Source organism: Methylocystis suflitae (genome assembly GCF_024448135.1).
GTDB lineage: Bacteria > Pseudomonadota > Alphaproteobacteria > Rhizobiales > Beijerinckiaceae > Methylocystis > Methylocystis suflitae.
In genome coordinates this window covers 41,033-61,535 of record NZ_JAMRYX010000017.1, presented here as the reverse complement: position 1 = coordinate 61,535, position 20,503 = coordinate 41,033, and the positions used below count along the sequence as shown (strand labels likewise).

Here is a 20,503-nt window from a genome sequence, read left to right as displayed (position 1 = left end):
GGTGCGCCGGCGCGCGAACGCAGCAAGAATGAGCGCTGAAGCGATCGTTGGCGCTAAGAGTGTTTGATCTCCATTTGGCGACACTTCGAGCGAACTGCGGCGCATATGCGATCATGACGCGGACGCCGGGAAATCCCCGGGTTTTCTTGGACTCCGGCGGCGTTAGGATTGACGCCAAAAGCCGGAAGTGCTCTTAACCGAACATGGCAGACTACCATTCTCTGATCGCGAGAGCGGTCGCCGCTCTGCCGCAGTCCACGCCGGACACGCGCCAAGCGGTCTATGAACGCGCCCGCAAGGCGTTGTTCAATCAGTTGCGCGGGATTCAGCCGCCGGTCGCGGAATCCGACATCGCCGCCGAAGGCCGCGCGCTCGAAGACGCGATCCAGCGCGTCGAAACGGAGCGCGCCGCAAACGAGGCGCAAGCGACACAATCTCGCGATGGAATGTCTGCGCCACAGCGCAAGCCACATCCGATCAGCACGGCCAAGCCCGTCGAGCGCGCGCCGAGCGATGGCGCAGAATCGACTTGGCGCGATGCGCCTCACTCCTCCGTCGCGGGCGAAGACGATGTCCCGCTGCGTGAACCACAGAGACCGCCAGCGCCGCTGCCGCCGGCGCCGAAGCCGCAGCGCTCGAAGCGTCTCATGCTGTCCGTCGCCGGCGTCGTCGTGGCGCTCGTGGCGGTCGTCGGAACGCTCGCCTGGCAGCTTCGCGAGCAGCCCGAGGATTTGGCTAAGCTGAAACCGGAGCAGTCGCCCTCCAACGGACCTGAAAGCGGCAAGATCAACGATCGCGTCGGACGCGAGAGGGAGCCGGTCAAAACGCCGACTCCGCGCAGTCCCGCCGTGCCGGTGGCGCAAAAGGCGGAGATGTGGGTCGGCTCCCTCAGCGAGCCCACAAAAGTCGATAAAATCTACAATGGCTCCGCCGTCTGGCGCCTGGAGAACGTCGGCGGGCCCGGCGAACCCGTCGGATCGGCCATCCGCGGCGACATCGACGTCCCCGACGCGAAGCTGAAGATGACTCTGCTGTTTCGCAAGAACACCGACGCCACCCTTTCGGCCTCGCACACCATCAACGTGTCGTTCACGGTGGCACCCGGCAGTCCCATCGGCGGCGTCAAGGCCATCGGCCCCATCCAGATGCGCCGCTCCGACGCACAGTCGGGAGAAAAAGTCGCCGGCATCCCCGTGCCCATCACCGAGAATAATTTCCTCATCGGCCTGATGCGCGGCGACCACGAGGCGCGCAATATTCTGCTGTTGCGGTCGCTCGCGGCGATAGACCTGCCGATGCAGCTCACCGACGGCCGCGCGGCGACGATCAACATGGAAAAAGGACCCTCGGGCGAGCGCGTCTTCGCTGACGCCATCGACGCCTGGGGAAAATAAATCCCAGCTTCGCTGCAACGGACGACGACAGCGGGCTTCGATCCAATCGTCAGATGATGAGCGTCAGTCGCTTCGCGGCGCGCGTCACGCCCGTGTAGAGCCACCGCGCCCGATGTTCGCGGAACGCGAAGGACTCATCGAAAAGCGTCACGTCGTCCCATTGCGACCCCTGCGCCTTATGGACCGTGAGCGCATAACCAAAATCGAATTCGTCCGAATCCTTGCGAAGCGCATAAGGAATGTCGCTTTCCGCGCCGAATAGTTGCGGCACGACCGCGACGCGCTGAAATTTAGCGGCTTCGCCATCTTCGGGCGTCACCAGCATTCTCACCTTGCCGCGGCGCAGGGCGCCGGCGCTCTTTACCGTAAACAGCGCGCCATTCAGAAGTCCCTTCTTGCGATTGTTGCGCAAGCAGACGAGCTTCTCGCCGGACTGCGGCAACTCGCCCGAAAAGCCGCGCAGCTGGCGAAGGCGTGCGTTATAGGCGCGCCGCGTTTTGTTCAGGCCGACGAGCACCTGATCGGCGCCGGTCACGAGCGCGGGATCGAGCGCGTCACGGCTAATGACGCGCGTATCGCCGAAGACGCCGCGCTCGACGCTTTCGCCTGCGCGGATCGCCATTGACAGGCGGATGATCGGATTATCCGCCGCCTGCCGATGCACTTCTTTCAGCATCACGTCAGGCTCGGCCTCGGTGAAGAAGCCGCCGCCTTTCACCGGCGGCAATTGCGCGGGGTCGCCGAGCACCAGCACCTTCTTGCCGAAGGACAGAAGATCGCGGCCGAGCTCCTCGTCGACCATCGAGCATTCATCGACCACGATGAGTTTCGCATGCGCCGCGGCGCTGTCGTCATTGAGAACGAAGGACGGCTCTTCGGTCTCAGTGTCGGTCGCGCGATAGATGAGGCTGTGAATTGTGCGCGCGTCCTTGCAGCCCTTGGAGCGCATGACGAGCGCCGCCTTTCCGGTGAAGGCCGCGAAGGCGACGTCGCCGTCGACATGTTCAGCGAGATGACGCGCGAGCGTCGATTTGCCCGTTCCGGCGTATCCAAACAGCCGAAACACCTGCCGCGCGCCGGGCGTTTCAAGCCAGCGCGCGACGGCGGTCAGCGCTTGATCCTGTTCGGGCGTCCAGATGGGCATGGCTACGGTGTCGAATCCAGGCGTCACGATGGCGGAGGCGACGCCGGCGAACAAGCGCCATTATCACTCTTGTCAGGCGCTGAAGCCCGCGATCAACAACCCGGCGCCGAGCGCGAAGGACACGAGCGTAAACACGGGATAGCGCTTTTCATAAGCCATTCGGGCGAAAATGTCGCGCACCGTCTGCGGCGGCAGAAAGAGCGTCAGGAAACCGCTGATCAGCGTAATCCAGCCGACAAGCGAGACGAGCGCCGCGACCATGTCGCTCCAAATGTCATGGCCGATCACAATGGCGAGACCGATCGCGAGGCGAATCATGCCGATGAAGGCGATGGCGACGGGCTCAAGAGAAATGCGCTCGATCATCTGCAGCGCCACATCCCTGCGCACCAGCATCCAGGCGGACATGATCAGAGCGTAAGCGCCGATCAGCTTTGCGAGAAAAAGCGTAAGCGGCGTCATGAGCGCCTCCTTGCCGAATCGCCTTCACACCACCGAGGAATGGCGCGCCGGCGCTGACTGCAGGTAGGCGTCAAAGGCCGCTGCGACAAGGCGAACGAAGGGCTTTCCGCGTTCGGTGACGGCGAGTCGTCGGCCCTGTATGTCGATGACGCCATCATGCGCAAGAGCGTCGAGAGACGCCTGCGCAGCGTCGAAGGCGTCTTCCGCATAGCCATGCCGCGCAGCCACTGCGCCATAGTCAACGTCGAAATCGCACATGAGGCGCTCGATCAGATCCGCGCGGGCGATATCCTCGCGCGTGAACGCGACGCCGCGCGCCGTTGCAAAACGCCCCGACTCGATCGCGCGTCGCCATCCCGCAAGATCGGTGGCGTTTCCGACATAGCCCTCCGGAAGACGCCCGATGGACGAAACGCCGAACGGCAGCAGCGCGTCGGCGGCGTCAATCGTGTAGCCTTGAAAATTGCGGCGCATGCGCCTTTCGCGCGCGGCGATCGCCAGCGGGTCCTCGGGTCGCGCAAAATGATCGAGTCCGATCGCCTCGAATCCCGCGCCTTCAAGAGTCGCCCGCACGGCCGCCGCCTGCGCCAGACGCTCGCTGGCGCCCGGCAGCGCCGCGGCGTCGATCAGCTTCTGGTGCGACTTGAACCAGGGCACATGCGCATAGCCGAAGACCGCAAGCCTCTGCGGCGCGAGCGACGCCGCGAGCGAGGCGGTGCGCGCGGCGTCTTCGACGCTCTGCTTGGGCAGCCCGTACATCAGATCGAAATTGATGGCCGTGATCCCTGCGCCGCGCAGCAATTCCACGGCGCGCGCCACCGTCTCATAGGGCTGTATGCGGCCGGACGCCTCCTGTACGTGGGCGTTCAGGTCCTGCACGCCGAGCGAGGCCCGCGTAACGCCGGCCGCGGCAAGCGCCTCGACGAGATCGGCGTCAAGAATGCGCGGATCGAGTTCGATCGCATGTTCAGTTTCGGCGGCAAGATCGAAATGATCGCGCAGAACTGCAACGACCGCACTGAAACGCGACGGTCCTAGAATGCCCGGGGTGCCGCCGCCCCAATGGATGCTGGCGACACGCCGCGCGGGCGTCGCCGCCGCGGTCAATGCGATTTCGCGCTTGAGCGTCTGCGCATAGGCTTCAAGCGGGGCGTCCCGGCGCACCGCCTTCGTGTGACAGCCGCAATAGGCGCAGATTGCGGTGCAAAACGGAACGTGGAAATAGAGCGAGAGCGACGAGGAAGGATCGAGGTTCGCGAGCCACGCACGCGCGTCGTCGGCGCCGATCGACTGGGAGAAATGAGGCGCCGTGGGATAGCTCGTGTAGCGCGGCGCGGATCTTTCGGCCAAGGCCAGGGACGCTGGGTCCATCCTACTGACTCCCGCGCCGCCGCGCGGCGCCAATCAAAAAAACTGATAGCGCGCCTCGGCCACGCGCGCAAAAGCCACGCCTGCCGCACTTTGACGCGGGCGCGTGCGAATCGGCTGGACGCAGGCCGGGAAAAAGGCAAAGTGAGGCAATTTCACGAGGATGGGAGCATAGCGCACATGGCGATATTTTCTGAGCGACGACCGCAATGGCTGGGGTTCTGCCTTGTCGCCGCCGTGAGCGCCTCGGCGCCGCTCGCATATGCCGCCAGTTCGACGGATGCCTCTGGCCGCTACTCGATTCTTCGCGAGGGAGACAAGGATACGGGCTGCATGCTGACGCTCGACGCGCGCACGCGCGGGCGCGCCGGCTTGAAGGCGCAGCTTGCGCCGGCCTGCCGGGACAATGGCGTGGTGATTTTCGATCCAGTCGGCTGGGGGCTCGACCGGGGGCGTCTCGTGCTCACCGCTCGCAAGGGCCACAAGGCGCATTTTGACAAGGGCGCCGACGGCGTTTGGCGGCGCGACGACAAGGAAGGCAAGGCGCTCGGCCTTCGCCCCCTCTAGCAACCCTTAGCTCTTCATCAGTGAGAGACTTGTGCGAAAGAAGCCTCCCGGATTTCTCCGGGAGGCTCTCCGCCGTCGCCGCGCGAGAGGGGCGGGGTGCCGGCGACGGATCGTGTGGCGCGGTCGTCGGCTAATCGCAAACTCGTACCCGGCGATAGTCGACGATCTCGCCCCACTGCCCAAGAACCGGCTCCTGGAGGAAATGGCATTCTCCATAGCCGTAATAGGCGTCGGCGTGATCTGCCCAGGAGCCGCGATAAGGCTCCGGCGCAAACCAGGCTTCGCGACCGTCATCATAGGGATCATAGCCATGACCAAAGCTTTCGCTTTGGTGGCGGCCATGATCAAAGCTTTCGCTTTGACCCCGGCCATGATCAAAGCCTCCGCCTTGATCGGGAGCATGGCTTTCGGAGAAGTCGTCGCTCAGATCCTGCGCGACGACCGGGGAAGCCGCGAGCGCCAGGATGACAGCGAGGACGAATGGCTGGCGCGACATGCTTGGCTCCGGTCACTGGCGGCGAGCAGGCGTCGGGGAGGACAGTTCGTCAAGCTCGCCTGCCCAATACGCACAATCTGACCCACGTAAGCTGAACCGGATATGGCCGTGTCGTTCATCCGGCAGTCAGCTTTTGCGGCGGGACTGCTGAGCTACTGGCGTCTGAGGCCACGGCGCCCAGGCGTATCATTTTGATCATTTCCTGCCTTGGCTGTTTCAAGATGGAACGATTTTCTGCGTCTCAGCGCCTGCGTCAACATCCAGTTGTCCGCGAAATCGCTGTGGATGCAGCGTCCAGCGAAGGTGCGGCTCACGCGCCGGGCGCTAGCACGCAATCTGCAGAATAAACGAGATATTGCGCCAAGTTGCGTCAAATTGGAACGTGCGGCGGCTTCTTGTCGATGCCTGAGATGCGCATTGAAAAGAGAGTCAATCGGCAATGCGATCTGCCGCACTTCTGAGAGCAATCAGGTCCGACGCAAGTTGCGCGCAATCCCTCGGCCAAGCGGAAAGGCAACCCCCCGCTTCAGGCCCAAAACTGGGGATTAGAGCGCTGATGTCGATCGCGAATCCAAAAGAGATGCTGAAGCCCTTCGTCGCGCGCGCCAATGGCGACGAAGTCGAACATGAATCGGCATCGCATGAAGACGGCGCGCGCGGCACGCTCACGCGCGAGGACATTGCGCTGGCGATCCATCGCCGCATTGAAGGCATGTCACGCCGCGAAGCCAAGCGCCTGACCGACCTGGTGATCGAGGAAATGGCGGCGACTCTGGCGTCCGGCGAGTCGCTCAAGCTGCACGACTTCGGCTCGTTCATCGTGCGCACGAAACGCGAGCGCGCGGGCCGCAATCCGCGCACCGGCGCGCCCGTGCCGATCGAAGCGCGGCGAGTCATAACCTTCAAGGCGTCGCCCAATATGAAGTCGGCCATTAATGGCATGGTTCCCTTGACGAAGGTCAAGAAGCGCGCCCGTGGCCGCGTCGCGCCGCAGAACGGCGGCGCCGAAGTCGCGAGAATCTTCGCTCCATGAGCTTCCGGTAGTCCGCGCTCCTCCCTGTGAGCGGACGTGGGGCCCGATCGTTCGCCGTTCGCCCCGGCGAACCTTCGGGCCCTCTCTATTTACGGCAGGGCCGCGCGGTTGAGCTTGCCATTGGCGTTGCGCGGCAGCGCATCGAGGAACATGACCGCGCGCGGGCATTTGTAGGCGGCAAGATGCGCGCGGCAGTATTCGAGGATGGCCGTCTCGTCCCGCGCCGCGCCGTCGCGCATCACCACATAGGCCTTGATGATCGTCGCGGTTGCGTCGCGCCCTGGCCGTTCCGCCGCCGCCGCTTCGACGATGCCGTTAAACTCGAGCAGCCTTTTCTCAACTTCCGCGGGCGAGACCCGGTAGCCTCCCGCATTCATGACCTCGTCGACGCGGCCGTGGCGCCACATATAGCCGTCCGCGTCGAATTCGACGATATCTCCCGAGACGAACCACTCGCCGCGAAACGCCTCCCGCTCCTCTTCTTCACGGTTCCAATAGCCGAGCATCATGCCCGGATCGTCCCGCCGCACGGCGAGGAGGCCGGTTTCGCCGGGCCGAAGCGGCGTCTCGCCGCCCTCTTGCGGCAGCGCCGCGACCGCCCTGCCCGGCTGCGGCCTGCCCGGCGAATCGGGACGCACCGGCGCGGTTGGTCCGCTGGAGACGAAGGTCGAAATCTCGCTCATGCCGAAGGCTTCGAAAATCTCCTTGCCCGTGCGCGTGCGCCACTCGGCGAGCAGGCTCGACGGCAGCGCCGCGCCGGCGGAGAGCGCATGGCGCAGGCTCGATAGATTGGCCGCTTCCAGCGCGCCATATTTGAGGATCTGCCGGAAGACGCCGGGCACGGCGGCGAAAATCGTCGCGCGATAGGTTTCGATGAGACGCGGCCATGCGGCAGGATCTGGATGCCCGTTGTAAAGCACCGCGCTGGCGCCGGCCGACAGTGGATCGACGACGCCGACTCCAAGCGTATAGGTCCAATTGATTGCGCCGGCGTGCAACATCACGTCGCCGGGGCCGAGCCCCGTCCAATGCTCCCGCATCGGCCTCCGGCCCCAAGCGGCGCGATGCGCATGCAAGACGCCTTTCGGCCGGCTCGTCGTGCCGGAGGTGTAAACAAGATAAGCGGGATCGTCGGCGGCGGTGTCGACGTAGTCCGGGATGGGCGCGCTCTCAGCGAGCCGCGCCAGATCGGCGCCGCGCAAGATGTGGAAGTCTCCGCTATGCGGCTCGTTCTCGAAGGATGCGCCCAACGCCAGCGCGGACGCGCCGCAGTCGCGCGCCATGAACTCGGCTTCCTCGAAAGTGAGCTGAGAGGACGCGAGCAGCGCCACATAGCCGGCGGCGATTGATGCGAAATAGGCAAGCGCCGCATTTGCTTCGTTGCCCATGCGGATCATGACGCGCGCGCCCGCCGGAAGGCCGAGCGATTGCAAACCGGCGGCGAGACGCCGCACTTTCAGATCGAGTTCAGCGTGGCTCCAGCGCTGCGCGCCGGCGTCGCCGACGACGGTGAGCGCCGTGGCCTCGGGCCGCAGCCGCGCATTTTCGGCAAGGCAATAGCGCGCGAGATTGAAGCGCGGCGGAACGGGATCGCGAGCGGAACAAGTAGTCGAAGGCACGGCGTCTTCTCGCATTTGCGGGCATTCCGGCGCAAGGCCAACGCGCATACGCAGCGCGCCCCCACAAAATGGGTCGCAACACATTCGTTCAGAAAGTCCGGCTGGGCGCTGTGGACTCACTCATGAAATTACGCTATACAACCCTGGGTTGAGATTTTAAGCTTACGAACGCGAGCTATTTCAATGAAAGTCGTGTTGTTCGCACCCCCGATTATGGATGATTTTTTTTGGGGTGAACCCCAACCCATCGCCATGGATGCGGTCCGGGAATGCCCGCCATATGGCGTTTATCTTCTGCAGGCGGTTCTACGGCGCGCAGGATTTGAAGCGGTTGTCGCGGACCTGATCGCGGCCGGCACAGCGCGCGTCGATCGATTCACTCCTGACATCGATGACTGCGGATTGGTTGGGATCGCCGCAACATCGATGTCCTGGCCGACAGCGGTCAAAGTCATCGAACAAGTCAGATCGCTACGTCCTGACGTGCCGATTGTGCTCGGCGGCATCCATCCGACGATGTTCGATCATTACATCATGAACGCCTTCCCGGTCGATTTTATCATTCGAGGAGAGGGAGAGATCGCAATCGAAGCGCTCTGCGTCGCTTTGGACAGAGGCATTGGTTTTGAAGACGTGCCAAATCTAACTTGGCGACACAAAGACGGGAACATTTGTCGTAATCCGATTGGACCGAAAATCACAAAAACGCAATTGGCTGACTTTCCGATGCCGGACTTCAGCGAAATCCCTTTGAAGGTCTACAAGTCGCTCTCAATTGAATCGTCGCGCGGATGCGCCTTTGATTGTTCCTTTTGCAGCACGTCTTACCGCCAAACCTGGAGAGGCATGCCAGCAGACGCCTTTCTTGATCGGCTTGAGACGTTGATGAGTTACACGTACAGAACCCAGCACGACTTTATACATATTATCGACGACGAATTTTCGATGAATCCAAAGCGTGTTCTGCAGATGATCGAACTCTTTCGAGAACGAGATCTGCGCCCCGAGCTGGTCTATGACTCAAGGGCCACCGACCTGCTGTACGACGGATTCGTGTCGCAAGTCGCGGAATACACCAGTCAATTTCTGGTCGGCGCGGAGGCTGGTTATGACGCTGGCCTAGATCTGATCGGCAAGGGCACGACGACCCAGATTCTCGAAGACGCCGCGCGTCTTCTCTACCGGCATAATCTTTCGGAGCGAGCCGATTTTTCATTTGTGTTGGGATTTCCCTGGGAGACGAAGGCCGAAGTCATTAAAACGTGCCAATTCGCCTCTCACCTATTTTCTACTTACGGCGTGAGAATTTTATTGCAGTGGTATTGTCAAATTCCCGGGTCTCGGCTTTGGGAAGAGGACCGCGAAAATGGACTGGTGAACGAGTCCATGTACAATAGCTTCGGATTTTTCCGAGATTTATATTTGTTTCGTTCCGGCGTTAAATTAAGTCCGTCGGAAATACGTGAAATAACTTCTGCAGTCTTCGGATTGAAGACAGTCTCAAAACTCAAATATGGCGAGCGGCCGATGGTGGAATACGGCCATCCGGAACCGATCGCCCTCTATTTTCCCCAAGAGATACATGAGGGGCAAGGCGGTCTTCAGAATCTTCGGGAAGTTTCTCTCGGCGGCGAAAAGCGACCGATGCGCGAAGTGCTGGAATCGCGGCCGCCGAAACACGTCTCCATGGAGCGACCCCTTCGCCACATCGGAGTGTAGAGCCGCCTCAACAGCTGCAAGCCAGCTTTGGGCGAAATGACGGAGCGCAAACATGACGCAAACGCAAAATGAAGAACATTTGAGAGCATTGGTTGGTCGTATCTTCACGGACCAAAAGTTCGCGCACCAATTGGAGTCTGATCCGGAAAATGCTCTGAGACAGGCTGGAATTAGCCTCACGGAGCCTCAAAGAGAGGCGATCCAGGCCGGCGCTCGTCAACAACTGACGGTCCCTGGCGCGGGAGAAGCCGTCGCGGCTTTCGTGTCGCCGGTCGTACGCGTCGTGACCCAGGGGACGAGACCGGTCGTCAACGTTGTCGTGTCATCGGCGGTCGTCGCCGAGAAAAAGTGATCTCGACGCAGATATCGCATAATTAATCACATGACCTCTCCAGGCGCCGCGGGCCGATGGAGCATTCAATCCTGGGCGGCGGTAGCGGCGATTTGCGTCGCGCCGCCGTTAGCTTGTGTAATTCTGTGGCGCGATTGGAAATCGGTTGCGGCAGGAGCCGCCGTTTGGGCGCTCTCCGTGATGGTTAAATACGCCATTGCGATCTTCCTAACGCCTCGGCTCCGAAAGCGGCTCACGACTAAAACCATCGCCGTGTTTCACGGGACGCTCTCGGCCGTCACGGAGCTTGGAGCGGCTTTACTTTTTTTCTTCTACGCTTGGCCAGTAACCCTTACGCAGGCGGTGGCTTTTGGGGTCGGCGCTGGCTCTGTTGAAGCAGCATATGTCTTCATCGTTGGCGTTTTCCTTAGTGAAGACGATCCGCAAGAATCCTCCGAGTGGGCGGCTGGAGCCGCGGACTCCTACTGCGTCAGATATATGGTGCCAATCGAGCGAGGGTCCGCGCTGTTAGGCCATATCAGCTCGCGCGGACTGGTCTACGTCGGGCTGGCGGCCGCCAATTTTTCAACTCAGGCCGCCCTGTTAATGAGTGCGTTTTTCTTGTTCTCTTGTGTGGACGGCGTCGCGGCCTATGGAATATTGCGGCGCTGGAATTGGTATGATCCAAAGATATGCTTTCGCGCGCACCTGTTTTTTTTCTCAGTTAGCGTCATCGAGGGCATGTTATTTCTGGGCTCGTCAAATATCTTGCTCAGCTGAGAATGAGACAACAAGCTGAGCATAGAGCGCGGCTCGCGAAAGATCGGACGCCGGGCTTTGCGCGAAGCGCGCTCTAAGCTTTTCGATTCGATCACGTCATCTGCATTTGGGCGATCGCGCCAAAATAGCGCGTGATCGAGCCGGCTATTCGGCTTGCATCCGCATCTCGCGCGCGGATTGTCCGAACCGCCGGCGAAACGCGCGGCTGAAGTGGGAAAAATCGCTGAAGCCCCAGCGAAAGGCGATCTCGCCAATCGGGGCGTGCGCTCGGGCGTTGAGGTCGGCGCGACAATGATCGAGACGTCTCGACCAAACATAGCGCATCAGCGATACGCCCTCAGCTTCGAAGAGCGCGTTGAGATAGCGGATTGAAAGCCCCAGCGCCTGGGCCGTCATGGTCGGATCAAGCCGGGGATCGCCCAAGCGGCCTTCGATGAAGCGCTTCACCCGTCGCAGCGTGGCGTCGCGACTGCGGGCGGTCGCGGGAATTTGTTGCGCATCGGCAGCGGAAAGGGCGATGAGGTCGGCGCAATGGTCCGTCGCCGCCGCGAAGGACTCATCCGTGAGTGCGGCGGCATGCGCGGCGATTGAACGGATATGCGCTGCGGCGATCGCGCCAAGTCCACGCGCGCCGGCGATCGGTGTGGCCAGGCGACGGTCCATATCGGGCAAACGCTTCCGCATGGCGGCCCGCGGCAGAGATACGATCAGTTTCGAGAACGAGCCAGGACAATAGATTTTGTGCGGCTGGGTGGCGTCGTAGATCGTCATGTCGCCAGGACGCAACGCCGCTCGGCGTTCGCCTTGCTCAATAAAATATTCGCCCGAGAGCAGCACAACGGCCAGAAACACGTCGTGACTGTCGGGCAGCGCAGGCCGCTGCGGTCTTTCGATGAGGATGGCGTTTGAGCGGATCGCCGAGAGTCGCACGTCAATTTCGCCATATATCGTCATTTCATTGAACAGCGGCTGCGTCGGCAGGGCGCAAGCGTCTGCGCGGGCGTATTCACGTCCGATCACCTCACAGAGCCACTCGCGGCGCCGGGCATGCGGCACGCCTTCGGTCGAAAGGAATTGCGCTTTCGTCATCGGCTCCCCTCGTCACGCCCGGCAGATCCATTTCAGACAAGTTTTTCAGCCGCCTCGGTCAAGCACTGATTCGATGAATGTTGCATATCCGCCCTGCGGCGAACCGCTGAAATCAGCAGGGATGTCAAAATGAGTCAAAACGCGCGATCGGTCCATGAAAACAACATTATTTTGCTAAGGGGCGCCGCCCTGTGGGTGCTCGTTGCGCTCGTTCTGGCCTGGTGTCTGGTGGCGCTCAAGATGGAAGCGCCGCTCATGTCGGCGATCTTTCCAGAGAAATTCTCGCGCCTCTTGCAGGCCCATATCGACTTCCTGCTGATGAGCGCGCTCCTGCTCGGCTTCTACGGAACGCGCATTCCTTTCGTCTGGCCCGTGCGCTGGGCAATGGTCGTGGGCGCATTCACTAATTCGAGCCTGTTCATCTTGCAGGCGGCGTTTCCAATCCTCGACGGCCCGCCGGCGGAAGGCTGGGGTCCGAACGTGTTCAGGCTCTATCTCATGGCGAGCATCGTAACGACCAGCTTCGGTTTCGCCGGCGCCTGCCTCACCGTCCTGCGTGCAAGCTTCCGCTCGCAGTCTTATTGACTCGATTGGCCGAGAAAGCCGCCGCGTGGCCTATCCTCACGGAAGGCCTAATCGAACAGGCTGGAGACGCTTTCCTCCCGCGCCGTGCGGGCGATCGCCTCGCCGATCAGATGGCCGATCGGAATGACGCGAATGTTGGGGGCGGCTTCGACCGCGGCCGTCGCGCGGATCGTGTCGGTGACGACGAGCTGCTTCAGCTTCGAATTGGCGATGCGCTCCGCCGCCGCGCCCGACAGCACGCCATGGGTAATGAAGGCGTAGACGGAGCCGGCGCCCGCCGCGAGCAGCGCTTCGGCGGCGTTGCACAGCGTTCCGCCCGAATCGACGATGTCGTCGATGAGAATGCAATTGTGGCCGCTTACGTCGCCGATGATGTTCATGACCTCGGAGTCGCCGGCGCGCTCGCGGCGCTTGTCGACGATGGCGAGCGGCGCGTCGATGCGCTTCGCCAGCGCCCGCGCGCGCACCACGCCGCCGACATCCGGCGACACAACCATGACATTCTTGAGTTCAAGGTGCGACTTGATGTCCGCCACGATGACCGGCGCGGCGAAGAGATTATCGGTTGGAATGTCGAAGAAGCCCTGAACCTGGCCGGCGTGCAGATCCACGGTCAGAACGCGGTCCGCGCCCGCCCGCGTGATCAGATTGCTGACAAGCTTGGCCGAGATCGGCGTGCGCGGTCCCTGTTTGCGGTCCTGGCGGGCGTAGCCGAAATAGGGAATGACCGCCGTGATGCGACGCGCTGAAGCGCGGCGCAGCGCGTCGATCATGATCAGGAGCTCCATCAGATGGTCGTTGGCCGGCGCGGATGTGGACTGGATCACGAACGTGTCCTGCCCGCGCACATTCTCCAGAATTTCGACCCAGATTTCCTGGTCCGCGAAGCGGCGAACCTGGGCGCGACAGAGCGGAATGCCGAGGTGGGCGGCGATCGCCTCCGCGAGCGGCCTATTTGAGTTGCCCGCCAGGAGTTTCATCGCCGCCATTTAGATCCATCTCCGCGCCTCAAACGCCGCGGCGTCATAGCAGCGATGGCGGCTGCGAACAATATGACGCCGGGATGGCGGCTTTCTCGGTCGAAAAATATCGACAGGATTGCCTCTTGGACGGGTAATGCTCTAAATGGTGACAGTGGCCTCACCGATGCGCGGCGGGCCGGGCGCTCGATTTTCGCGCCTTTACCCATCTCGCCCCACTTTTCGTAGTAAACAGGCGTCGCTTCCGTAAATGACGAATAGCGTATCGGATCATGCGCCGCAGCCTTCCTCGCCGCGCGAGACGCGGGTCGTCGTCGCGATGTCCGGCGGCGTCGACTCGAGCGTGGTCGCCGCTCTGCTGCAGGAGCAAGGCTACGACGTCGTGGGCGTCACGATGCAGCTTTATGATCACGGCGAAGCCACGCACCGCAAGGGGGCCTGCTGCGCCGGGCGCGACATTCACGATGCGCGAAATGTCGCGGCGCGACTCGGCATTCCGCACTTCGTTCTCGATTACGAGAGCAAGTTTCGCGAGAAGGTGATTGACGAATTCGCCGCGAGCTACGCCAGCGGCGAGACTCCCGTGCCCTGCGTCGCCTGCAACCAGTTCATCAAATTCGCCGATCTTATGGAAACGGCGAAGGACCTCGGCGCGCACGCGCTCGCGACCGGCCATTATATTTCCGCCCGCGACGACGGACGCGGCGGCCGTGCGCTTTACCGCGCCAAGGATGCGGCGCGCGACCAGAGCTATTTCCTATTTGCGACGACGCGCGAGCAGCTGCGGATGCTGCGCTTTCCGCTCGGCGACTACGCCAAGGCCGAAGTTCGCGACATGGCGCGTCGCTTCGGACTCGAGGTCGCCGATAAGCCGGACAGCCAGGACATCTGCTTCGTGCCAACCGGGCGCTACACCGACATCGTCGAAAAGCTTGCGCCCGCTTCGGTGGTGCCCGGCGAAATCGTGCATCTCGACGGCCGTGTGCTGGGGCGCCACGCGGGCGTCATCCACTACACCATCGGCCAGCGCCGTGGCCTGGGGCTGGGCGCAAAAGTCGCCGGCCGCGACGCGGAGCCGCTTTACGTCTTGCGCCTTGACGCCGCGAAGGCTCAGGTCGTGGTCGGCCCGCGCGAGGCGCTGGAGACGCGCGCCGTGAAGCTGCGCGACGTGAATTGGATTGGCGAGGGCGCGCTCTCTTCCCTGCCGCCCGAGGGCATCGACATCATGGCGCGCGTGCGCTCGACGCGGCCGCCAGTTCCGGCGCGGGTGATCGCGGACGGCGACGGCGGCGCGCTGGTGATCTTCGCGGCGAGCGAATTCGGCGTCTCGCCGGGGCAGGCCTGCGTCTTCTACGACGCCGACGAAAACGAAGCGCGGGTGCTCGGCGGTGGATTTATCGCCGCGATCGAGCCCGCGATTACGATGGCATCAAAGGCGCCGCCGCTGCGCGCCGAAGAAGTGCGAAGGGCGCCTCGATGAGCGAAGCAAGGAATTTTTTGCGCGAAGTCGAAACGCTCGATAATTGTAATGTCGAGGCCGCCTATGCGCGCTGGGCGCCGATCTACGACCTGACCTTCGCGACGCTGCTGAAGCCCGGCCGCCGCGCCGCCGCGGCGGCGGCCTCGAAGGCGCACGGACCGATCCTCGACGTCGGCGTCGGCACGGGACTCGAACTGCCGATGTTTGCGCCCAATACGCAGGTCGTCGGCGTCGATCTGTCGGAGCCGATGCTGCGCCGCGCGGCGCAGCGCGTGCGCCGCGAGCGTCTCTCGCATGTCGCCGGCCTCGTGAAGATGGACGCGACGCGCATGGCGTTCCCGGACGCGAGTTTCGCTTGCGTCGTCGCGCCTTACGTCCTGACGGTCGTGCCGGAGCCGCAAGCCATGCTCGACGAACTCGCGCGCGTGCTGCGGCCGGGCGGCGAGATCGTGCTCGTCAATCATGTGAGCGGCAAGGACGACGCCATCGCGCTGTTTGAGGCGTGGCTCGACCGCCATATGGCTCCCAAGCTCGGCTGGCGTCCGCAATTTCCCTGGTCGATCATCGGCGACTGGATCGACCAGAACCCGCAAATGAAGCTGATCGAGCGCCGCCCCCTCGCGCCCTTCGGGCTGTTTACGCTGACGCGGATCGAGCGCCTGCCGGCGGAGAGAAAAGAACGCGAAAGGTCCGCGCCATTGGAGTTAGCGCTCGCCTAGCGAATCTCGCAGACGCCACTGGCGCCCGGCCGCGCGCGGCGCTACATTCACTAGGCGGCGCTGCGGGGTGCGTGCAGGACTATTATTCCCCGGGGCCTTATCGATCCTTATGGGAGCTGTCCCTGGCCTCGCCCGTGGGCTTGGTCATATGGCGCCCACCTACGTTGTAGGTTCCCGGGATCGATGTCCCACGGCTCTTGTGGCCCGCACTCTCCTTCCCTGTTATTGCTCTCGCATGAGCGATTTGAAAGCCGAGCTGCGGCGCCGTTCGCTGGCGCGCCGCGATCTTATCGCGCCGCACGAAGCGCATGAGGCCGCCGCGTCCGTCGCGCGCCGGGGCGTCGCGCTGGTCGCCGCCGTTACGCGCGACGCGAAACTGGGCGCGCCGCCTGTCGTTTCCGTCTATTGGCCAATCCGCAGCGAGTTGAACACGCGTCCGCTCATCGATGCGCTTGCCGCCGAAGGCTATCGCGTGACGTTGCCGGTGATGCACAAGGTGCGGCATCCCTTGGTCTTTCGCGTCTTCGCACCTGGCGACGACCTCGTCAAAGGGCCGTTCGGCCTGTCGGAGCCTTCGGACGACAAGCCTGCATACGACCCCGATATTGTGTTTTCGCCGCTCGCCGCCTTCGATCGGCGCGGTTTTCGGCTCGGCTATGGCGGCGGCATCTATGACGCCACGCTCTCGATCCTTCGCGCCAAGAAGCCGGTCGTCGCGGTCGGCGTCGCCTATTCCTGCCAGGAAGCCGACCATGTGCCGATCGAACCGCATGACCAGCGGCTCGACGCCCTCATGACCGAGCAGGAGACGCTGCGGTTCGCAACCGCGGTCGCCTAGGACGCCAATGCGGACGTCTCGGCCGAGTACGACAGGAGCCGCCGAGAATTCGATCGGTGCTCCCGCCGCCTCACCGCGCCGGCGCCGGCGGCAGGTTGACGACTTGACCCGCCCGCAGCTTTTTCGACTTCAGGTCGGGATTGAGTTCGGCGATCGCGCGCCATTTGCTTGTTGCGCCATAGAGACGCTTGGCGATGGATTTAAACGTATCGCCTGCGCGCGCCGTATAGGTTCCGGGATCCTTCGCCACGGTCGGCGGGGACTCGGCAGGCGTATGGCCCGCGGCTTGCGCCGGCGCGCTTTCCCGGCTCTCTGTCTTGGGCGCTTCGTCGGTCGCGGATGAAGCGGCCTCTGAAGCGGGCTCCTCGCTGTTCGTCGTCACGCCGCTCGCCGCAGTTTCTTCAATTTGCGGCTCTTGCTGCTGCGCCGAATCTGACTCCGGAGCGATATGCGCCGCTTGTGGGCCAGCGAAGAGCAGAAAGGCGATGGCGATCGCCGCAGCCGCCAGTGAAGCTTCGGCGAACCCACGATGGCGCCGTGGCGGGAAAAGCGGCGGCCGCTCGCGATCATTAGCTCCCACCAACGCCGTGGGCTCCTGCGCCTCGCGGCCGCGCAGCCAGACGAGCGCTTCGAACATGAAATACAGGAACAGCGCCGCCGTCAGCGGCGGCTTTCGGAACGAATCCGGCGCAAACATGTAAGCGACGACGCCGAGCTGGATCAGCGCCGAAAGCCAGGGCAGCCCAATCGCGCCGAGCGTCATGCGGCGTCGCGCCGCAATCCCTGCTGCGAGAAGGAAAAGCGCGAGGTAGACCCAAAGCAGCGCGCCTTGTCGGTCGACCGTCCAGCCGAAGGCGGTCGCGCCCAATAGACAAAACAGCCCAAGTGCGGCGGCGGCATAGGCCGCGTGAAGCAGCCGCTGCGGACCCAGGATGCGACTGAGATGAAAGGGCAGCGCCGCCGCAAGCGCCGCCATCAAGATCACGGCTGCGTAGGCGGATGTGAGATCGGAGTTCATGCAAGCGCGCTCCTTAGAGCAGGTTCCGAAAAAGCTGACAGGCTTTTCCGACGAGACCCTGCTCCACCATTCTGATTTTGAGCGTTTCCTTATCGATCATATGATTCCATGTGATCGGGAAACGCTCCGGCGGCCTTAGCCGCGCGCCTCGGTTTTGACTTCAATGCGCCGCGGATGTGACAGTTTCTTGAGCGCAAGCCGCCGGCCATCCGCAAATCATTCCGATTTTTCCGATACGCCCGCGCTCTCAAAAGTCGCCATATCACTATGACACGCGAGCGCCGCTTTGATCAGGCCAATGGCGAGCGCCGCGCCCGAGCCTTCGCCGAGGCGCATATCGAGATCGAGCAGCGGGCGCTTGCCAAGCCGCGTCAGAACGTCGCGATGCGCCCCCTCCGCCGAGACGTGGCCAGCTGAGCAATGCGCGATCGACTCGGGCGCGATCGCATGGAGCAGCGCGGCGGCGGCGCAGGCGACATAGCCGTCAAGCACCACAGGAATGCGGTTGAGACGCGCGGCGGCGATGGCGCCCATCATCGCCGCGATTTCCCGCCCGCCGAGCCGGCGCAGAATCTCTAAGGGGTCGCCGAGATGCGGTCCATGCAGCGTCAGCGCGGCGTCGATCGCGGCGTTCTTGCGCGAAAGGCCGGCGTCGTCGACGCCCGTCCCGCGTCCTGTCCAGCACGACGCCGGCCCGCCGTAGAGCGCGGCATAGATCGCCGCGGCGCTGGTCGTATTGCCGATGCCCATCTCGCCAGGGGCGAGGAGATCAATATCGCCCTGGATCGCCTCCATCCCATAGGCGAAGGTCGCCGCCGCTTCGCGCTCGTCCATGGCCGGCGCCACAGTAAAGTCGGCCGTCGGCCGTTCGAGCGCCAGCTCATAGACCTTCAGGCCGACGCCATAGGACTTGCAGATCTGATTGATCGCCGCGCCGCCAGTGAGGAAATTCGCCACCATCTGCTGCGTGACGCTCGCCGGGAAAGCCGAAACGCCCTGCGCCACGACGCCGTGATTGGCGGCGAAAACCGCGACGAGCGGGCGCTCGATCGCGGGCTCCGCCCTGCCCTGCCAGGCGGCCAGCCATTCGACGATCTCTTCGAGACGACCGAGCGCGCCAGGCGGCTTGGTGAGCCGGCCGTCGCGCGCGCGGACCGCCGCCGCGGCTTGAAGATCGGGGCCCGGCAGAGCCGCCAACAGGATGCGGATTTCTTCGAAGGGATGAATGGCGTGAGACATGCCGCCGGCTTTACCGGCTCGCGGCGATATTGGCGAGCGCCCGCGTCATTCTGGCGCAGCGAAGCAATTTAGCCGTCATCGCGAGCAATGACGGCGTGAGCGTTGCTTCGCCTCCTCGCAATGCCGCTACGCCGGTCGCAACGCCGCCTGGCTCCGCATCGACTCGAATGCCGCGAGCGCGCGCTCGCGGGCTTCGGCGTGATCGATGATCGGATGGGGATAGGTGACGCCTAACCTTACGCCTGCCGCGCGCAAGACATCCTCCGGCGCCGCCCACGGACGATGGATGTAGCGGGCGTCGAGCCCCGCGAGCTCCGGCACGTAACGGCGCACATAGGCGCCGTCCGGATCAAATTTTTCGCCCTGAAGCGCAGGATTGAAGATGCGGAAATAAGGCGCGGCGTCGGCGCCGCAGCCCGCCACCCACTGCCAATTGGCGCTGTTGTTGGCGAGATCGGCGTCGACCAGCGTGTCCCAGAACCAGCGCTCCCCCTTCCGCCAGTCAATGAGCAGGTGCTTGATCAGGAAGCTCGCCGAAACAAGACGCGCGCGATTGTGCATCCAGCCCGTGATCCATAATTCGCGCATCGCGGCGTCGACGAGCGGATAGCCGGTCTGACCGTTCCGCCAGGCGTCGAGCGACGTCTCGTCGTCGCGATAGGGAAAGCGCTCAAAGGTCCTGTCCAAAGGGCAGTCCGGCAGGTCCCAATGGGCGATCAGCAAGTGATGGCAGAACTCCCGCCAGCCGAGTTCCCTCAGATAGGCTTCGCCGCCAATGCTTTGAGGCTCGCTGATCGCGTGCCAGACTTCGCGTGGCGACAATTCGCCAAAGTGCAGATGCGGGGAAAGCCTGGAGACGCCGACGCGGCCCATGAAATCGCGTTCAACCTTGTAGTCGCCGACATGGTGACGCGCGAAGTCTGCAAGCTCGGCGCGCGCCGCCGTCTCACCGACGAGCCAGACCTTGCGCATGCCGATCGCCCAATCGGGGTTCTGGGGCAACAGCCGCCAGGCGTCGAGATCGTCGCTGTCTGGCGGAAGGGGCGCGGCGTGCAGGATTTCGGGCGCCGGAAGCGGCCGCTCTGGCGGCGGCGCGGCGAGGCAGGCGCGCCAAAAAGGCGTGAAGATCCGGAAATTTTCGCCCAATTTGGTGCGAAGCTTCTCCGGCTCGAAGAGTACAGAATCATGGAAACAATGAGTTTCTACGGCATCATCGCGCAGCTGCGCCTCAAGTTCCGCATCTCGCCGGATCGCCCAGGGCTCGTAGAGCTTGTTCCAGAAGACGGCGCCGGCGCCGGTTTCGGCGACAATCTGCTCGAAGACGTAATGCGCTCGCCCCCGGCGCAGGGTCAGCGACACGCCCCTGCCGGCGAGGCTCTCGGACAGCGCCCTGAGAGAGTGGTGCAGCCACCAACGCGCCGCGGCGCCCGTGCGCCATTCTCCGGGACTTTCGTCGTCCAGGATGTAAAGGGCGACGAGCGGCGCGCCCGTTCGTGCGGCCGCCGCCAGCGCCGGATTGTCCGAGATGCGCAAATCATTGCGAAACCAGACGATCGCCGGCGCATTCATGTCGGAGAACCCCGTTTGACGTTCCGAAAGGTCACGCCCGATCGCTCCGCTGCGACGAAGGATCGGGACTAAG

Annotated in this window: 20 protein-coding genes and 1 other RNA gene; 11 read left to right on the top strand and 10 right to left on the bottom strand. The window is 63.3% G+C overall.

The window, feature by feature from the left end; translation table 11 throughout:
* Positions 1-203: 203 nt before the first annotated feature.
* Complete coding sequence (locus NEI07_RS01260; protein WP_256032169.1) at positions 204-1,394, top strand: hypothetical protein; 1,191 nt, start codon at positions 204-206, stop codon at positions 1,392-1,394.
* A gap of 49 nt (positions 1,395-1,443) precedes the next feature.
* Here NEI07_RS01260 and NEI07_RS01255 read toward each other — a convergent pair whose 3' ends face one another.
* From NEI07_RS01255 to hemN, 3 genes are all read right to left on the bottom strand, one after another.
* Entirely contained in the window at positions 1,444-2,538 is a 1,095-nt protein-coding gene (locus NEI07_RS01255; protein WP_256032184.1) for an ATP-dependent DNA helicase, read from the bottom strand.
* Positions 2,539-2,610: 72 nt separating this feature from the next.
* Positions 2,611-3,000, bottom strand: coding sequence for a hypothetical protein (locus tag NEI07_RS01250; RefSeq protein ID WP_256032167.1), 390 nt, complete (start codon positions 2,998-3,000; stop codon positions 2,611-2,613).
* Positions 3,001-3,024: 24 nt separating this feature from the next.
* Positions 3,025-4,371 carry an oxygen-independent coproporphyrinogen III oxidase gene (hemN, locus tag NEI07_RS01245; RefSeq protein WP_256032166.1) on the bottom strand — a complete coding sequence of 449 codons (1,347 nt, stop codon included), beginning with the start codon at positions 4,369-4,371 and terminating at the stop codon, positions 3,025-3,027.
* A 177-nt stretch (positions 4,372-4,548) separates the two neighbouring features.
* Here hemN and NEI07_RS01240 point away from each other — a divergent pair, with 177 nt between their 5' ends.
* Positions 4,549-4,935, top strand: coding sequence for an AprI/Inh family metalloprotease inhibitor (locus NEI07_RS01240; RefSeq protein ID WP_256032165.1), 387 nt, complete (start codon positions 4,549-4,551; stop codon positions 4,933-4,935).
* A 130-nt stretch (positions 4,936-5,065) separates the two neighbouring features.
* On the opposite strand, the gene NEI07_RS01235 is transcribed toward NEI07_RS01240, so the two are convergent.
* On the bottom strand, positions 5,066-5,431 hold the full coding sequence (locus NEI07_RS01235; RefSeq protein WP_256032163.1) for a hypothetical protein: 366 nt from the start codon (positions 5,429-5,431) through the stop codon (positions 5,066-5,068).
* Positions 5,432-5,987: 556 nt separating this feature from the next.
* Here NEI07_RS01235 and NEI07_RS01230 point away from each other — a divergent pair.
* Positions 5,988-6,464, top strand: coding sequence for an integration host factor subunit alpha (locus NEI07_RS01230; RefSeq protein WP_256032162.1), 477 nt, complete (start codon positions 5,988-5,990; stop codon positions 6,462-6,464).
* An 89-nt stretch (positions 6,465-6,553) separates the two neighbouring features.
* On the opposite strand, the gene NEI07_RS01225 is transcribed toward NEI07_RS01230, so the two are convergent.
* Positions 6,554-8,098, bottom strand: coding sequence for an acyl-CoA synthetase (locus tag NEI07_RS01225; protein WP_256032160.1), 1,545 nt, complete (start codon positions 8,096-8,098; stop codon positions 6,554-6,556).
* 168 nt (positions 8,099-8,266) lie between these two features.
* Between NEI07_RS01225 and NEI07_RS01220 the strand changes: the two genes are divergently transcribed.
* The 3 genes from NEI07_RS01220 (at position 8,267) to NEI07_RS01210 (ending at position 10,913) form a co-directional block, all read left to right on the top strand.
* On the top strand, positions 8,267-9,802 hold the full coding sequence (locus tag NEI07_RS01220) for a B12-binding domain-containing radical SAM protein (protein ID WP_256032159.1): 1,536 nt from the start codon (positions 8,267-8,269) through the stop codon (positions 9,800-9,802).
* A gap of 52 nt (positions 9,803-9,854) precedes the next feature.
* Positions 9,855-10,154, top strand: coding sequence for an Os1348 family NHLP clan protein (locus NEI07_RS01215; RefSeq protein ID WP_256032158.1), 300 nt, complete (start codon positions 9,855-9,857; stop codon positions 10,152-10,154).
* A gap of 180 nt (positions 10,155-10,334) precedes the next feature.
* Positions 10,335-10,913, top strand: coding sequence for a hypothetical protein (locus tag NEI07_RS01210; RefSeq protein WP_256032157.1), 579 nt, complete (start codon positions 10,335-10,337; stop codon positions 10,911-10,913).
* A 144-nt stretch (positions 10,914-11,057) separates the two neighbouring features.
* Here the strand turns inward: NEI07_RS01210 and NEI07_RS01205 are convergent, their stop codons facing one another.
* Entirely contained in the window at positions 11,058-12,002 is a 945-nt protein-coding gene (locus NEI07_RS01205; protein ID WP_256032156.1) for a helix-turn-helix domain-containing protein, read from the bottom strand.
* Positions 12,003-12,131: 129 nt separating this feature from the next.
* Between NEI07_RS01205 and NEI07_RS01200 the strand changes: the two genes are divergently transcribed.
* Positions 12,132-12,587, top strand: coding sequence for a hypothetical protein (locus tag NEI07_RS01200; RefSeq protein ID WP_256032155.1), 456 nt, complete (start codon positions 12,132-12,134; stop codon positions 12,585-12,587).
* A 47-nt stretch (positions 12,588-12,634) separates the two neighbouring features.
* Here the strand turns inward: NEI07_RS01200 and NEI07_RS01195 are convergent, their stop codons facing one another.
* Positions 12,635-13,567, bottom strand: coding sequence for a ribose-phosphate pyrophosphokinase (locus tag NEI07_RS01195; RefSeq protein ID WP_256032182.1), 933 nt, complete (start codon positions 13,565-13,567; stop codon positions 12,635-12,637).
* Positions 13,568-13,817: 250 nt separating this feature from the next.
* Here NEI07_RS01195 and mnmA point away from each other — a divergent pair, with 250 nt between their 5' ends.
* The 4 genes from mnmA (at position 13,818) to NEI07_RS01175 (ending at position 16,604) form a co-directional block, all read left to right on the top strand.
* Positions 13,818-15,047, top strand: coding sequence for a tRNA 2-thiouridine(34) synthase MnmA (gene mnmA / locus NEI07_RS01190; RefSeq protein ID WP_256032154.1), 1,230 nt, complete (start codon positions 13,818-13,820; stop codon positions 15,045-15,047).
* Positions 15,044-15,766 carry a class I SAM-dependent methyltransferase gene (locus NEI07_RS01185; protein ID WP_256032153.1) on the top strand — a complete coding sequence of 241 codons (723 nt, stop codon included), beginning with the start codon at positions 15,044-15,046 and terminating at the stop codon, positions 15,764-15,766. Before mnmA ends, NEI07_RS01185 begins: the two co-directional genes overlap by 4 nt.
* A 54-nt stretch (positions 15,767-15,820) precedes the next feature.
* Positions 15,821-15,975: non-coding RNA, 6S RNA (ssrS, locus tag NEI07_RS01180), on the top strand.
* 26 nt (positions 15,976-16,001) lie between these two features.
* On the top strand, positions 16,002-16,604 hold the full coding sequence (locus NEI07_RS01175) for a 5-formyltetrahydrofolate cyclo-ligase (protein WP_256032151.1): 603 nt from the start codon (positions 16,002-16,004) through the stop codon (positions 16,602-16,604).
* Positions 16,605-16,674: 70 nt separating this feature from the next.
* Here NEI07_RS01175 and NEI07_RS01170 read toward each other — a convergent pair whose 3' ends face one another.
* The 3 genes from NEI07_RS01170 to NEI07_RS01160 form a co-directional block, all read right to left on the bottom strand.
* Entirely contained in the window at positions 16,675-17,622 is a 948-nt protein-coding gene (locus tag NEI07_RS01170; protein ID WP_256032150.1) for a LysM peptidoglycan-binding domain-containing protein, read from the bottom strand.
* A 216-nt stretch (positions 17,623-17,838) separates the two neighbouring features.
* Entirely contained in the window at positions 17,839-18,861 is a 1,023-nt protein-coding gene (gene cobT / locus NEI07_RS01165; RefSeq protein WP_256032149.1) for a nicotinate-nucleotide--dimethylbenzimidazole phosphoribosyltransferase, read from the bottom strand.
* 126 nt (positions 18,862-18,987) lie between these two features.
* Complete coding sequence (locus tag NEI07_RS01160) at positions 18,988-20,430, bottom strand: cryptochrome/photolyase family protein (protein WP_256032148.1); 1,443 nt, start codon at positions 20,428-20,430, stop codon at positions 18,988-18,990.
* Positions 20,431-20,503: the final 73 nt, after the last annotated feature.